The 15,873-nt window shown below is 40.5% G+C and carries 14 protein-coding genes; 4 read left to right on the top strand and 10 right to left on the bottom strand.

Annotated elements, in window-relative coordinates; all coding sequences use genetic code 11:
* Positions 1-18: 18 nt before the first annotated feature.
* From IEV27_RS04385 to IEV27_RS04400, 4 genes are all read right to left on the bottom strand, one after another.
* Positions 19-1,851 (bottom strand): ABC transporter ATP-binding protein, encoded by a 1,833-nt coding sequence (locus IEV27_RS04385; protein WP_188376229.1) that lies wholly within the window; start codon positions 1,849-1,851, stop codon positions 19-21.
* Between the two features lie 16 nt (positions 1,852-1,867).
* The gene (locus IEV27_RS04390) at positions 1,868-3,625 is read right to left on the bottom strand and encodes an ABC transporter ATP-binding protein (protein ID WP_188376230.1); all 1,758 of its coding nucleotides are present in this window, start codon (positions 3,623-3,625) and stop codon (positions 1,868-1,870) included.
* Positions 3,626-4,671: 1,046 nt separating this feature from the next.
* Positions 4,672-5,124, bottom strand: coding sequence for a TlpA family protein disulfide reductase (locus IEV27_RS04395; RefSeq protein WP_188376231.1), 453 nt, complete (start codon positions 5,122-5,124; stop codon positions 4,672-4,674).
* An 81-nt stretch (positions 5,125-5,205) separates the two neighbouring features.
* On the bottom strand, positions 5,206-5,748 hold the full coding sequence (locus tag IEV27_RS04400; RefSeq protein WP_188376232.1) for a peroxiredoxin: 543 nt from the start codon (positions 5,746-5,748) through the stop codon (positions 5,206-5,208).
* 304 nt (positions 5,749-6,052) lie between these two features.
* Between IEV27_RS04400 and IEV27_RS04405 the strand changes: the two genes are divergently transcribed.
* Complete coding sequence (locus IEV27_RS04405; RefSeq protein ID WP_188376233.1) at positions 6,053-6,895, top strand: mechanosensitive ion channel family protein; 843 nt, start codon at positions 6,053-6,055, stop codon at positions 6,893-6,895.
* Between the two features lie 39 nt (positions 6,896-6,934).
* Here IEV27_RS04405 and IEV27_RS04410 read toward each other — a convergent pair whose 3' ends face one another.
* The 5 genes from IEV27_RS04410 to cbpB form a co-directional block, all read right to left on the bottom strand.
* Positions 6,935-8,215, bottom strand: a complete 1,281-nt coding sequence (locus IEV27_RS04410) for a hemolysin family protein (protein ID WP_188376234.1) — start codon at positions 8,213-8,215, stop codon at positions 6,935-6,937.
* Between the two features lie 88 nt (positions 8,216-8,303).
* On the bottom strand, positions 8,304-9,419 hold the full coding sequence (locus tag IEV27_RS04415) for an N-acetyldiaminopimelate deacetylase (protein WP_188376235.1): 1,116 nt from the start codon (positions 9,417-9,419) through the stop codon (positions 8,304-8,306).
* A 54-nt stretch (positions 9,420-9,473) separates the two neighbouring features.
* Positions 9,474-10,193: a 2,3,4,5-tetrahydropyridine-2,6-dicarboxylate N-acetyltransferase gene (gene dapD / locus IEV27_RS04420; protein ID WP_188376236.1), complete on the bottom strand. Its 720-nt coding sequence runs from the start codon at positions 10,191-10,193 to the stop codon at positions 9,474-9,476.
* Positions 10,194-10,269: 76 nt separating this feature from the next.
* Entirely contained in the window at positions 10,270-11,724 is a 1,455-nt protein-coding gene (locus IEV27_RS04425; protein ID WP_188376237.1) for an MDR family MFS transporter, read from the bottom strand.
* A 160-nt stretch (positions 11,725-11,884) separates the two neighbouring features.
* The gene (gene cbpB / locus IEV27_RS04430; protein WP_188376238.1) at positions 11,885-12,334 is read right to left on the bottom strand and encodes a cyclic-di-AMP-binding protein CbpB; all 450 of its coding nucleotides are present in this window, start codon (positions 12,332-12,334) and stop codon (positions 11,885-11,887) included.
* Positions 12,335-12,606: 272 nt separating this feature from the next.
* Here cbpB and trhA point away from each other — a divergent pair, with 272 nt between their 5' ends.
* On the top strand, positions 12,607-13,242 hold the full coding sequence (gene trhA, locus IEV27_RS04435; protein WP_188376239.1) for a PAQR family membrane homeostasis protein TrhA: 636 nt from the start codon (positions 12,607-12,609) through the stop codon (positions 13,240-13,242).
* 192 nt (positions 13,243-13,434) lie between these two features.
* Here trhA and fadH read toward each other — a convergent pair whose 3' ends face one another.
* A complete protein-coding gene (gene fadH, locus IEV27_RS04440) occupies positions 13,435-14,202 on the bottom strand; it encodes a 2,4-dienoyl-CoA reductase (RefSeq protein ID WP_188376240.1) in 768 nt (255 codons plus the stop codon).
* A 111-nt stretch (positions 14,203-14,313) separates the two neighbouring features.
* Here fadH and IEV27_RS04445 point away from each other — a divergent pair, with 111 nt between their 5' ends.
* Together IEV27_RS04445 and IEV27_RS04450 are read left to right on the top strand one after the other, a co-directional pair.
* A complete protein-coding gene (locus IEV27_RS04445) occupies positions 14,314-15,201 on the top strand; it encodes a metallophosphoesterase (protein WP_229734828.1) in 888 nt (295 codons plus the stop codon).
* Between the two features lie 75 nt (positions 15,202-15,276).
* Positions 15,277-15,840 (top strand): SCO family protein, encoded by a 564-nt coding sequence (locus IEV27_RS04450; protein WP_188376241.1) that lies wholly within the window; start codon positions 15,277-15,279, stop codon positions 15,838-15,840.
* The last annotated feature ends 33 nt before the right edge of the window (positions 15,841-15,873 follow it).

A 15,873-nucleotide genomic window follows, 5' to 3' on the forward strand; every position in this document is an offset into this window, starting at 1 on the left:
AATTACGAGGGCACTTTATTAGATCGCATCGAGCATTTGAAATTGTGCTTTAACCAATTCGAAATATTCTCCTTTTTGTTCCATCAATTCATCGTGAGAACCACTCTCTAATATGCGGCCATTTTCAAGTACGTAAATCGTATCTGCTTCACGAATTGTTGACAATCGGTGAGCAATAATAATGGCCGTTCGTCCTTTTAATAGACGACGAAGGGCTTCTTGTATTCTCATTTCTGTTTCCGTATCTATACTAGCCGTGGCTTCATCCAATATAAGAATACGCGGGTTAGCAAGCAGTGCTCGAGCAAAGGATAACAATTGTCGTTCTCCAGCTGAAAGAATGCTGCCTCGTTCTTCTACTTCCGTTTCGTATCCTTGGTTTAAACGTTGAATGAACTCATCTGCACCTACAACTTTTGCTGCTTCCATGACTTCTTCGTCGGTCGCCGCAGGCCGGCCAAAACGAATATTCTCCATTATCGTTCCAGAGAAAATAAATGTATCTTGTAGGACCACACTAATTTGCTGCCTTACACTATCGATCGTCGCATCCTTCAAGTCGACACCGTCTATTTTAACAGCGCCTTTTGTCGGGTCATAGAAACGGCTGATTAAGTTAGCGATGGTAGATTTACCTGAGCCTGTATGCCCTACTAAGGCAACTGTTTCACCAGGCTTCATTTCTAAATTAATATCATGCAGCGCCATTCTCTTTTCATCATAGGCAAACTGCACGTGATCAAACTCAATCCGACCCTTCATGTTTGTTAACGGTACAGCATTTGCATGTTCTTCAACATTAGGCTCTTCATCAAGAAATTCAAAAATTCTCTCTGAAGCGGCCATCGCCATTAACAGCTGATTATACATTTGCCCAAGTCTTGAAATCGGCTCCCAAAACATACCGAGGAAGAAAGCAAAGGATACAAATGTTCCGACTGGCATTCCTTCCTGTAAAATAAGGTAAGCGCCGTACGCGACTAAGATCACCGTACCTACTGCATTACTCATTTCAACAAAAGGACGAAACATCGCACTTTTTCGAGTGGCTACGTTCCACGACTCAAAATTATCTGAGTTTACACCATCGAAGTACTCTGAGTTTTCTCTTTCCTGTGAAAAAGACTGTGTAATTCTCACCCCTTGAAGACTTTCATTCAGGTGGGAATTGAGTCGAGATTGCTGAATACGAACTTGCTGCCAAGAACGTCTTATATTACGTCGCAGTTTAGTAGAGATGTAGAACATAATTGGCATGATCACAAGGATCGCAATCGCAAGTTTTGGACTTAACGCGAATAAGATTACGATAATTCCTGTCAGCATAACGACATCCATTAACAAGTTAATAATCCCATTCGTAAAAAGTTCTTGCAAGGAGTTAATATCATTCATGATACGTACAAGAATAGATCCTGCCGATCGTGTATCAAAGAATTTATGTGACAATCTTTGAACATGCGAAAAAAGATGATGACGTAAATCATAAATGACGTTCTGACCTAAGATATTGACATACTTAATCCTAAGCATGTTTGCGACATAGCTTAATAAGTACATGATAGCCACACCAACCACTAATTGAATGAGTAAATTAGTGTTTCCTTCTGCAATTGCAATATCAATGGCGACTTTACCTATAAGGATCGGCACGACTAATCGTACAATTGTCGCTACAAGCATAGCAATGATGGAGATCGGCAATAATGTTTTCCAATACGGTTTGACGTATCGCAGCAGACGCATGAGCTGAGACCAATTAAAAGGCTTTTCTATTGCCAAATCCTGGGTGTATTTAAACCGGTTTAAGTGTTTATTGGTTTCTGGTACATGCTTTGGTTTTCTAGCCATTTCTCTCCCCCCTTGTTTATGAGATGTTGGATGAGTCTAATATTTTCTCTTTATCCTGGTATTGAATATCATAAATGCGCTGATAAGGACCACCATTTTTAAGCAGCTCATCGTGTAAACCGCGCTCCACAATCGAACCTTCTTCTAACACTAAAATTTCGTCTGCGTGCTTTAATGAAGAAATGCGGTGAGCAATAATAAATGTGGTACGTCCCTTCATGACTTCTTTTAAGGCCTTTTGAATTTGAAATTCAGTTTCCATGTCTACAGCAGATGTGGCATCGTCTAACACTAAAATAGCAGGATCAATGAGGATCGCTCTCGCAATCGCAATACGCTGCTTCTGCCCTCCAGATAATCCCATCCCTCGTTCACCTAGAAGTGTATCGTAGCCTTCTGGCATAGCCATAATAAAATCATGGGCTTGGGCTCTCTTCGCTGCAGCTTTTACGTCCTCCAGCGTGGCATCAGGATTGCCATAAGCAATGTTTTCCTTAATAGTCGTAGAAAATAAAAAAGATTCTTGCAGCACAAAGCCAATATTTTTCCGCAGCGTTTTAAGTCCATAATCCGCTACAGGACGGCCATCAACCAGTACGCGCCCTTTTTCAGGCTCATAGAATCGAGTAATCAATTGAGTAATACTCGTTTTCCCTGAGCCGGTAGCCCCGATTAATCCGATCGTAGTGCCGGGAGGAGCATCAAAGCTAATATCTTTTAATGCGGAATCGTCATCTTCGGTGTAAGTGAGTGTGACTTGATCAAACGTCACATGACCACTAAGGCGATCTTGAACGATTGCATCTTCTTTTTCCTGAATATCTTCATTGGCTTCTAAAATTTCTAACAACCTTTCACCTGAAGCTTTAGATTGAGAAAAAAGGTTTATAACAAAGCCTAAATTCATAAGAGGTCCAAGAATGTACCAAACGAGGCTAAAAAAGGCTACTAATTCACCTAATTGTAAAGACCCATCGACGACGAGGTACCCACCATAGGCAAGAAGGGCAACTACACAGACGTTTCCTATGAACTCCATTAACGGAAAGTAACGCGCCCAAATATTCGAAGTCGTTATATAGTTCGAGCGGTAATGCTCACTTCGATCAAGAAAACGCCCAACTTCAAAGTCTTCTCTTGATAAAGATTTAACAGTGTTCATCCCGCTAATGTTTTCCTGCACTCGTGTATTTAATTTTCCAAATGATTTTCTAATTTTTCGAAAGGCGGGATGGACACGCCGATCAAATTGATACACGACAAAGCCTAAGAAAGGCATAGCAGCCATCGTTACAAGAGCGAGAGGAACAGAGTAATAAAACATCACGCTTAAACTAATAACAATTAACAAAGTAATACGGATAAGCTCAGAAAATCCCATGGCTAGGAAAAAACGAAAACCTTCTACATCCGCTGTTAATCGAGACATAATATCTCCAGTTTTAGCGTTGTCATAATATTTAAATGGAAGACGCTGCAACTTTTTATACAACTCATCACGCAATACATACACGGATTTAATACCGAAATATTCTCCTAAGTATTGATGAAAATATGTAGCCACTCCCTTAAACAACATCAGGATGACAAAGACGATACATATATAAGGAATGAGGTTGTATCGCTCTTCCATGACCACATCATCAATGGTAATTTGAAGCACCATCGGGTAGACAACGGTAATCCCGGTGACAAATAACAGCGAGAATACCGACCAGAAAAAGTAAGATCGATAAGGCCAATAAAACGGTTTCAATTTTTTAAAAATATCCAAGTGGTTACCCTCCTCTTTCTTTAACGTATTAACTAATATATCGAGTATCGAAATAAATTTCCACCCATTTGACTAATTTTTTTAAAATTTAGGAAAAAATAAACAAATACGCTTAAAAAACAAGCTACCACTATCATATAAAAAGACAGCCTCAAATATGAGGATGTCAGCTTGTAGAGAATCCTTAAAGAGTGTAAATTTCCTTGTGTTAGAGAGAGTAAATGGTTTTAGGAAACGATTCCCTTTCCGCGGGCGAATGGTGTGCCTCCTCGGGCTTTATCAGCCCTCCGGGGCCACACCTTATTCACATTTCCCGCAGGAGTTTCGCCGTTTCCTAAGCCCCTTTTTCGAAATAGATCACTGGCAAAATCATTTACTCCAACTGTGCCCTTATGAAAAAAGCGTTTGCAAAAGGGCATTCACTCTACGAGGGTTTCAAGATTCTATTCTGGTCAAAGGAACGGAAAAAGTGCCGACTCCTGTGGGACGAGCAGACAGGAGAAGCCCCGCAGGTCGGAGTGGAGGGCACTGAAAAACTGAAGGTATTAAAGTAATGAGCTTTTCAATAAGGGATTCTAAGCCCTCTATTCCTTCGTGAGTTTAAAGATTCGCTTCACATTAGGCCTTGGCGCCGTCGCACCTTGAACGCGCATGCTCCGAATTAGATAGGACTCTGTGGATTTCACGATGAGCGTTCGGTGGTGACGCCTGGTCGATTAAAACCGGCCACGTCCTGTGGCCGGTTTTAATCGACACTAGCACGTCCGGTGCGTCGCGGGAACAGCGCGAGCCGAAGATCCACGTGGTCAAGTGATCTTCTTGGTCAAGTTAGCTGAGGCCATGCCCGCGGCAAGCATCCACCGAAAAGCGATTCGTGAGGCTTTTTAAGATTAGAAAGGACTTTTTCAGCGTACTCTCGAAGTGACCGTTTACTCAGCTCTTTTTTACCTAAAAAAATTTCGTTTCATAAAAGAAATGTTCATTAAATAAGTAAAAAAAGCTTGTAGGAAAACATTAAGTTCTCCTGCAAGCTTTAACACTTTTTATTATTTTTGGTTAACACCCAGCACACGATTAACGCGTTTACGAAGCATCTTCATACCGCCACCGCCAGCTTGGAAGTGACGAAGGTTACCTTCTTCATCAAATACGTAGTAAGCAGGAACGTATTGATTTTCAAATGCATCTGTAAGTTTGTGTTCGTTATCTACATAGATTGGCTGCGTAATCCCGTGTTCATCAGCTACTTCTTTAATTTGATCTAAATCCAGATCTTTCTCTGAACGAGGCATGTGCACAGCGATGACATTGAGGTCCTCACTATATTCATCACGAAACTCATTCACGTTTGGCATCGCTTCTTTACAAAGCCCGCAGCTTACAGACCAAAAGTGGATAAGGGTTGGTTTGTCGCCAACTAGATCTTCTTTTGAAATAGGTTCGCTATTGTACCATTTTGTTGCTTCAGGCAACTCTGGCATTGGCGTTCTTAGTTTCATTCTGAATTCCTCCTTTAACTCTTGAAGTACGTATGGAAAAAAAGGTCTAACGCTGAGGTTAGACCAATTTTAGAAATTCAATTAAAGTGTTTCTTGACCTGGCTTCCAGTTTGCCGGGCAAAGTCCGCCAGTTTGAAGGGCTTGAAGTACACGAAGTGTTTCGTCTACGTCACGGCCAATGTTGTTGTGGTTTACAACTTGATACTGAAGTTCACCCTCAGGGCTGATAATGAATAGGCCGCGAAGTGCTACACCTTCATCTTCTACTAGTACACCGTAGTCTTTTGCTACTTGGTGGTTCGTATCAGCTGCTAGTGAATACTCAAGGTCACCCAGGCCGTTATCCTCACGGTTTGTGTTAATCCAAGCTAAGTGTGTGTGAATCGTATCCGTAGACACTCCGATTACTTCAGCATCCAGGTCTTCGAATTCATCGAAGCGATCAGATAGTGAAGTGATTTCAGTTGGACATACGAAAGTGAAATCCATTGGGTAAAAGAATAGTACTGTCCATTTATCGTTTTTCATGTTTTCTTCTAATGATACTTTTCCAAACTCCTTGTTTGGAAGTACTGCATCCATTTCAAAGCGTGGTGCTTGTTTTGCTACCATACGTTCTGCCATAAAAGAATCCCTCCATATGTTTTTAAGCATGATTTAACATTAATCTACAATCACAAGTTTCAGTATAACGAGAGAATAGATTGTAGTCAATGTTTAATAAAAATTAATTTAATCTAGACATTGGTTCTATCATTATTTAATATAGGCAACACTGTAACTCATTAAACATGATCCATAGGATAATGTAAAATATTTTGCATTCCTTTATGACAAAGCTTGACATTAAACCACAAAAAATTGAAAATAATTTCATACGTCAACTTATGATCATAATGAGCTATTTTGTTTGGAAAGGAGTTTGAACATGAATTTATTTGAGGAAGGATTTGATTTTAACTCCACCGTTCTTGTGGAATGGTTAATTACGGGAGGATTAAAGATCCTTGTTATTCTCATTGCATTTGCGATTCTCGGTCCAGTGGGAAAAAAAGCGATCAGTATCGCTATTCAACGCATGGGAAAACAGCGGAAAATTCCAGAGAGCCGTACCAAAACATTGGAAAAGCTGTCAGTAAATCTGTTTTCTTACATTCTTATTTTTCTATTAATCGTCATGCTGCTTAGTGCAGTAAATATAGAAATTGGTCCTTTACTCGCTGGAGCGGGGATTATAGGCCTGGCGATTGGTTTTGGAGCCCAAGGTTTAGTTTCTGATATTGTGACAGGTTTCTTTATTCTTCTAGAACGTCAAATTGAGGTAGACGATTATGTGACGGCTGGAGGTTACGATGGAATTGTTGAAGAAGTAGGCATTCGTACAACAAAACTAAGAAGTTTTGATGGCACGCTTAACTTTATACCTAACCGAAATATTGAAGGCGTCAGCAACCATTCTCGCGGCAATATGCGTGCCTTAGTCGATATCGGCATTTCTTATGATGAAAACATTGATCATGCACTAGAAGTTCTAACAAAAGTAGCCGACGATTTTGCGGACGATCCTCGCTTTAAAGAAGGACCAGATGTTTTAGGTGTACAAAGTTTAGGCGACTCTGATGTCGTTCTTCGTATTCTTGGCAAGACGGAAAACATGGAACAATGGGGCGTCGAACGTGACCTAAGAAAAGCAATGAAAGAAGCATTAGATGAAGCAGGAATTGAAATTCCATTCCCTCATCAAGTTTATATAGAAAAGAAAGAAAGCTAAAAAGAACCAGCCTGGTTTAAGTGAACCGGGCTGGTTTTTCTATTGCCATGCTTCAATTTTTCGTATCGTACCCACGTGCATATCAACGATTTTAAAATGGATCCCGTTTTCTTCCACAATGGTTCCTTCTTTAGCGTCGATATCCCGTGTGTAAATCCATCCAGAGATCGTATCTACCTCGTTGTTCTCGAACTCCACATTAAAGTAGTCATTAATGTCTTGGATCGATGTTTTTCCATCAATAAGATAATGACCATTTTTCAACGTCTTAATTTCCCTTTCTTCTTCATGATCATACTCATCCCTAATTTCCCCAACAATTTCTTCGAGTATATCTTCAATTGTAACCAAACCTGAGGTTCCACCATATTCATCAATTAATATCGCCAAATGAGTGCGCTCTTTTTGCAAGCGAACGAGAAGTTCTTGAATGGCAATGTTCTCAAATACTCTCACCACAGGTTTAATATAAGGTTTAAGCAAGCCCATTTTTTCAATATCATCATAGAAAAATTCTTTCATATGAATAACACCTAGAATATTGTCTTTATCGCCATCTATTACTGGATATCTCGTATATCGGTTCTGTTTCATAATGCGAATGTTATTCTTCATGGAGTCGTTCGTATCAAGCACCGCCATTTCAGTACGGGGTACCATAATTTCCTTAGCCATTCGATTATCAAATTCAAAGATGCGATCCACATACTTATACTCACTGCGGTTAATCTCACCTTGTTTGAAGCTTTGATTTAAAATGTACCTTAACTCTTCTTCGGAATGGACTTCTCCTGATTCTCTTGCTGTAGCAATCCCAAATAATCGAACGAGAGCGTTGGCTGAACCGTTTAACACATAGATAAACGGGTACATAATTTTATGAAAAAAGATCAATGGCCTCGACACAAGTAAAGTAATCCGTTCGGCCTTCTGAATGGCTACCGTTTTTGGAGCAAGCTCACCTAAAACGACATGTAAAAACGTAATAATTGAAAAAGCGATGGCAAATGAAATCGTATGACTAATGGCAGCGGGAAGTCCTGCTTCTCCGATTAAAGGTTTCAGGAGATGATCTAATGTAGGTTCCCCCAGCCACCCTAATCCTAGTGCTGTAATCGTTATTCCAAGCTGACACGCCGATAAATAATCATCTAGATTATCGACCAGCTTTAGCGCGACTCTCGAATTCTTATCACCAGCGTCTGCTTTTGATTCGAGTTTACTCCGGCGGACCTTTACGATAGCAAATTCACTAGCCACAAAGAAAGCTGTCAATATAATTAATAAAGCCACTGCAAGCAATTTAATGGTTGTTTCCATAGCTTCACATCCCAAGTAATAAACCAACCGTTCACGAAGGAACAATTTGCAATTATTATGAGACGAATCCTTCTATTGTATACAAGGACTACAGTTGCTTAAGGCTTGAAATGACTAGCGAAGATCCAACACGTAATGCATCTTCATCAGGGGAAAGCTTGGCATTATGCAGTCCTGCCTCTGAATTCACACCAAGCCAGAACATAAATCCTGGCATCTCTTTTAACATATAACCGAAGTCTTCGCCGGTCATCGCTGGACTGGCTTCAACATAGGTAACATCAAGCTGATCGGCTATTTGGGAAAATTGCTGAACCAGTTTTTCATCGTTATTGACTTGATAATAATTAGCACCATAATCAATCGATACTTTACAATCATTGGAGATTTCTAACCCTTTTGTGATCTTCTCGATTTCTTGTTTAACTTCTTCCATCGCGTTTGGAGACATCGTTCGAATCGTCCCCTCTAAACGTGCGTGTTCTGAAATGATGTTCTGTACGGTACCACCGTTAATCTTCCCAACTGTAATAACCGCACTGTCCAGCGGATCAACTCTTCTTGCAACGACCTGCTGAAGCTGGGTGACTAGAGAACTTGCAGCCACCACCATATCTTTTGTGAGATGAGGATAGGCGGCATGCCCTCCTTTTCCAATTAGGTCGATAAAAAGCTCACTCGTATTCGCAAAAAGCAACCCCGCTCTAGAGGAAACAGTACCCACAGGGAGCTCAGGCGCGATGTGAAGGGCGAAGATCACGTCAGGTTTCCATTTTTTCATAGGTGCTGCTTCAAGCATTGGCTCTGCACCGCCCGGTCCTTCTTCGGCAGGCTGGAATAAAAATAATATGTGATCATCGGCAGGCTCATTGGCTAAGGCTTCTAACGCAGATAAAGCAATCGTCATATGAAAGTCATGACCGCAGGCATGCATTCTTCCTTCATGTAAGGACTTAAATTCAAGATTTGTTTCCTCCTGCAATGGAAGTCCGTCAATGTCGGTTCGATACCCTATGGTTTTTTTCGGGTTCTTACCACTGACTTTCACAAAAATACCCGTACGCCACGTTTCCACTTCAAGATCATCCTGTGGCAGCTTTTCGATAAAATCGAGTAAGTATTTTTGTGTTTTCTCCTCTTGAAAGCCCAACTCAGGAATTTGGTGGAGATCCCTTCTGATTTGTATAAGCTGTTTTGATTCCATCGTGTCCCTCCATTAGAAACAAAGACCTTGCATGAGCAGCAAGGTCTTTGACTATTAATTATCCAGTTTTCTTAGCTCTTGTTTAATCTCAGTTTTTGATTTCGTTTGGTCATCAATTTCTTTAATGACGCGAGCCGGCGTACCAGCCACTAGCGTGTTTGCAGGTACGTCTTCTGTAACAATCGCTCCTGCGGCTACAACTGAACCTTCGCCAACCGTTACACCTTCAAGAATAACTGCATTAGCACCTACAACGACACCATCTTCAACTACAACAGGCTTAGCGGAAGGTGGTTCAATAACTCCGGCTAGAACAGCTCCTGCTCCGATGTGACAGTTCTTACCTACAGTAGCTCGGCCGCCTAGAACAACGTTCATATCAATCATTGTGCCTTCGCCGATAACGGACCCAATATTAATGGAAGCTCCCAGCATAATTACGGCACCGTCGCCAATTTCTACTTGATCACGAATAATGGCGCCCGGCTCAATACGTGCATTCACCTTTTTCAAATCAAGCAATGGAATCGCTGAGTTTCTGCGATCGTTTTCTAACACATAATCTTCAATTTGATCACTGTATTTTTCAAGTAGAGGTTGGATCGCCTTCCACTCTCCAAAAATAACCCCCGAATCTCCAGTAATGAAGTCTTGAACGTCATCACCGAATTCTAAGGATGTTAAATCTTTTCCTTTTACATAAACCTTAACTGGTGTAGATTTTTCACTATTAGAAATGAATGAGATAATCTCATTAGCATCCATCTGTTTCATATGTAGCCTCCTCGTTTCTTTAGGTTTCATTCTTTACTTTATCAAAGCGAATAATGCGTGACAAGAATTTTTGCTCTTATCCTTTTTTAGGCAGCCGTAAAATAAATAGAAAGCTTATAATTGCTAAAATTAGTAAACAAATATAGACCTGGTGCAGCCCATTTGTTAGCCCCTCTTTAAATACACCTAATGCCTGAGCACTTAAATCAGAACGAGCTTCTTCATTTAATAGAAGATTTGTGGAATCGACAGAATACTCTTGATCTAAGCCTTCCCGCTCTAAAGACTGGTGAATACGATTATTTAGAAGTCCTCCCAGAACCGCTGCACCTAGAGCACTTCCTAACGTACGCATAAACATGTTAGAGGCTGTAGCTATTCCTCGCGTCTTCCAATCTACTGAATTTTGAATAGACACAATAAAGGACGTCGTTGAAAAGCCCATCCCGATCCCGATGAACAAAGAACCAACAGCCGCAAAAACAGGTCCTTTTTCCGGAGAAAGCAAAGAAAACAGCACAGCGCCGATAATTAATGAACAGCCACCAACGATTGAAGTAAAGCGAAAGCCAGCTTTTAATAATAATCTCCCGGCCAAAGTCGAAGCGATCGGCCAGCCAATCGACATCGTTGTTAAGGTAAAACCTGCAACAGTGGCAGACTGCTCCATGACTCCCTGTACAAAGGCGGGCAAATAACTGGACACTCCAATAAGAATCATACCTGTCGTTAATGAAGTTAAATTGGCGTAGCGAATGGAGCGGTTTTCCCATAAATGAATCGGGAGCATCGGTATTGAGGAACTCCTCTCTGCTTTCATAAATAGAATGAAACTTCCGAGAGCTGTAAGAAATAGAATCAGCATTTCTAAAGATAACCAAGAAATTCCGATGCCTCCCTCCACTAACATAAGAACCACTAAGCTAACCATCAACATAATGTAGATCGAACTTTTGTAACTGACACGAGCTTCTTGCTTTTCAACGTCTTCCTTAAAGAAGAGCATGACGCCAGCTAAAGCAAGCAAACCTAAAGGGAGGTTCATCCAAAAAACGAATGGCCAGCTTAGCACATCGACGAAAAAACCGCCTAGCAACGGTCCGCTAACAGCGGATATCCCCCAAACACTAGACAAGTAGCCTTGGATTTTAGCGCGTTCTTCTTTAGAGTAAATATCTCCCACAATGGTCGTCGCAATCGGCATTAATGCACCCGCTCCCAGACCTTGAACAAACCTGGCAGCGATTAACACAACCATTCCGTTGGCAAGAGCCGCAATAATTGAACCGATAAGAAACAAGCTGATCCCCAACATAAAGATCGGTTTACGGCCATATGTATCTGAAAGCTTTCCAAATAATAGAACGGTTGAAGCATTGGTCAGTAAATAAGCTGAAAAGACCCAGCTGTATAAACTGAAACCTCCTAAATCGGCAACAATGCTTGGCATTGCAGTTGATACAATCGTCGCTTCAATAGCCGCTAAAAACATGGCAAGCATGATTGAAGCGAGCACTAACCCTCTTTTCATAAAAACCCCACCCCATTTCCTTTAAGAAAAAGTCTATAATACCTTTTAATGTTGACTTTTATGAATAGACACGGAATTTACTCCCTTTTCATTAAAGAAAAAAGAAAGGACGCCCAGAACGGGCGCCTTCTCAATTATCATCTTTTCATTTTCGTTTCCGTTATGCTCTCTTCAATGTCTCATGATAATATTTGCTAAACTGTTTTAAAATGGTTCTTCTCGTGATAATGCCGTCAAACTCTTCATCTGCGTTCGTCACACAGATAAATGGATGATCAATTAATTTATGAAGGGCATCTATCATTGAATTTTCTTTTTTTAAGCAAGGTACTTCTTTGTTCATCACTTGCTCTACTGTTAAGTCATTTAGTCTATTTAATTCAAACTGCTCAATTCCTAATGTTTCCTCTAATATCATGGATTTACTAACGACACCTTGAAATTTATTATCAGCATCTAACACGGGGATTGCTGAATAACCTGTCTTTAGTAAAACGAGTAATGCATGATCAAGAGGGTTATTAACTTGAACGTGTGCGACTTTTTCTGAAGAAATCATCAATTCTTCAACTACTGGAAAATTCAATTCATTACTTTGTACACTTATCATACTACATGAACACTCCCTATATCTTTCTCACTGAAGGAGCAAATGAAACGAGCGACAAATTACACATCCTTATCCTAACATAAAATCTTCTAATTCACGAGTTCAGCTTCCTTTTTTTCTTTTCAAATGTATAATCCACCTTCATCTACCCCAATTCATAAGGTAGTTAAACCACTAATCTTTAAAAATTGAAAGATTAAGCTTATACTAAATAGAAGACGGACAGGACATCGCGCGATCAATTCAGTTAAAAGTTGGGGATGAGAAATTAAATGATGACACACACGTTTTCTAGGAGAGAAGAAATCGCCAATGCGGTTACCCACGGTATAGGTGCGATCTTAAGTGTTGCAATGCTTATACTTCTCGTTGTATTTGCTAGCTTGCAAGGAACAGCTTGGCACATCGTTTCGGTCAGTATATATGGAGGCACCATGCTTCTTTTATACGTATCATCAACACTAGTGCATAGCTTTCCCCCAGGAAAAGCAAAAGATATCTTTGAAATTTTTGACCACTCTGCCATTTATCTATTTATTGCCGGAACTTACACTCCAATGCTTCTTCTGCCATTAAGAGGAACCTTAGGTTGGACGCTATTTGGGATTGTATGGGGAATGGCGATTTTAGGGATTATTTTTAAAGTATTTTTCGTGAAGCGGTTTGTTGTTTTATCTACTGTGTTCTACGTATTAATGGGGTGGCTCATTATTTTGGCATGGGGGCCGCTTACCGCTGAGGTGCCCGCTGCAGGCATTACGTACCTTGTCGTAGGTGGAGTATTATATTCCATCGGCTCCATCTTTTATGTGTGGCGAAGTTTTACGTACCATCATATGGTATGGCATTTATTTGTTTTAGGCGGATCGATCTTTCACTTTTTCACGATCTTCTTTTACATTATTTAGAAAACGACGGTTGTCACCGAAAAAGCAGGGGTTTAACTCCTAAGGAGAAATGATAAAAAATCTTCAATTGCAAGAAACCGACTCCCTATCCACTCTTGTTTACACACTAGGGGTAAAGTCCCTACAAACAAAAGAAGCTGCTTGGAGGCAGCTTCTTTTTTGTTGGTCTTTATTAAATGATATTGTCGAAGATTAAAACGGAAATTGATTCAGCCATTGGCCGCCATCTAAAGTAACGACTTCCCCATTCATATATGAAGCTTCTTCTGATAACATAAATCGAGCTAGTCCAGCGATTTCTTCTGGGGTTCCTAAGCGGCCAAGTGGTACAGATTGCAAGGTGCGTTTTGCAGCTTTCTCTGATTCGAAGAGCTTATCTGCTCCTCCAGTTCTTTCAATTGGTCCTGGAGCAATAGCATTAGCACGAATCCCGTACTGGCTTCCCCATTCAACGGCAAGGGTTCTTGTCATAGCAAGCACACCTGCTTTCGCTGATGCAGAATGAATAACACCGGCTCCAGCATTCCACGCATATGTAGCGACCATATTTAAAATCGATCCTTTAATCCCTTGTTCAATCCAGTACTTGCCTACAGCTTGGCTGCAGTAAAAGGTGCCATTTAGTACGATATTAATCACCGAGTTCCAGCCGTTAGGAGATAATTTTTCCGCTGGAGAAATAAAGTTCCCTGCTGCATTATTGACTAAATGATCAATTCGACCAAAGGTTTCGACCGTCTCGGCTACCATTCGATCTGCATCCTCTACCTTGCGGACATCCATTTCTATAAGAAGAAGTTTGTCTTCCTTCCCTTGAGCAATTTGCTCCTTGGCTTGCTGAAGCCGCTCTTTATTCCTTCCTGTTATAGCAACACTCGCTCCTTCTTCAAGGAAGCGTTTTGCCATATAAAGCCCCATCCCACTGGAGCCCCCAGTAACAATAATCACTTGATTTTCCATTAAACATCCCTCCGTCTATACTACATTCCATATAAAAAACTGAATTCCTGTTCATTTTTTTAAAAACTTGAAAAATTTTTGTTATATTTCATAGATAGTAAAAGTGGTATAATGACGAAAGTAAAGAACGGGGGCAGCCAAATGACGATGACACGAAGACGTTTTCTTAAAAATATAGTGTACAGTGTACTCGGCTTTTTAGGGTTATCTGGGGGCGGTTATTATTATGCTCGTTATATGGAGCCAGCCATGCTTACCACCCAGACCCATACATGGAATCACCCAAAGATTCCTACATCTTTTAATCAAGTAAAAATCGTTCAATTCTCAGATATACATTTAGGTTTTCATTATTCAATCGATCAATTTAAAGATCTGATTCAAAAATTAAAAGCTGAGAAACCAGACTTGCTTGTGTTTACTGGTGACTTAGTGGATGAACCTCAACGTTATCACTTCAGCTCTGAAATCCCTTCTCTATTAAATGAACTTGAAGCGCCTCTAGGGAAGTTCTGGATCTATGGAAATCATGATCATGGCGGATACGGAACAGAAAAACTGGAAGCTGTGATGTCAAAGGGAGGTTTTACTTTATTAAAAAACGAAGTAACCGAGCTAAGAAAAGATGGAGAGTCGATCTCTCTTGCTGGGTTAGATGATATTATGCTCGGCTCGCCCAATATTTCCGGTACATTAAACCAATTGAACGACGATACCTTTTCGATTTTGCTCGTTCACGAGCCTGATATTGCTGATCGCGTCAAAGACTATCCTGTCGATGTCCAGCTTTCTGGGCATAGTCACGGGGGACAAGTGCGTATTCCTGTGATTGGATCAATGGTCACTCCGCCGTATGGGGAGAAATATGTAGATGGCAAACACTTAATTAGTGACCGGCTCACGCTATATATCAGTCGTGGTATTGGCACAACTCGAATGCCTTATCGTTTCTTATGTAAGCCTGAATACTCCGTTTACACGTTAAGCTCCAACCCTTAACAATTGTGTGACAACCAGAGAACCATGCTACCTCTGCACCCAGCAGGTGGTAAACTGAATCAAGGGAGGGAAATTATGAAGCAGATAATATGGGTATTAATTATACTTACCCTAACGGCATGTGGTTCACCGATCGAGGAAAACATGTCTAGAGACGTAGAAGATTTCGAAGGTACAAACCAAGACGGAGATACCATTACATTTCCCGACCATTTCGAGGGTGATTATTGGATAGCAAATTTTATTTTCACGAGATGTGACACGGTTTGTCCTCCTATGACAAGTAATATGTCGCGATTACAACAGCAGTTAGAAGATAATGAATTACAAACTCCTCTTGTTTCCTTTTCTGCTGATCCTGAATATGATACAGAAAAGAAACTAAAAGAATTTGCAAACCAATTTGAAGCCGATTTTGACACGTGGGACTTTATGACAGGATATGAATTTCAGGACGTCAAAGAACTTTCGATTAAATCATTTCAATCCCCATTAAATCAGTTAGAGGATTCAGACCAAGTCGCACACGGAACTAGCTTCTTCCTTGTAAACCCCGATGGGAAAGTTATTAAAAGCTATGATGGAACAAAAGCAAAAGAAATGGATAATATCCTAGAAGATGTAAAGAAAATACAGTAATTTTTTTGCAAATACTAACATTTTCCGCTAAGA

Origin of the sequence: Halobacillus andaensis (genome assembly GCF_014636475.1) — a bacterium.
Classification (GTDB): domain Bacteria; phylum Bacillota; class Bacilli; order Bacillales; family Halobacillaceae; genus Halobacillus_A; species Halobacillus_A andaensis.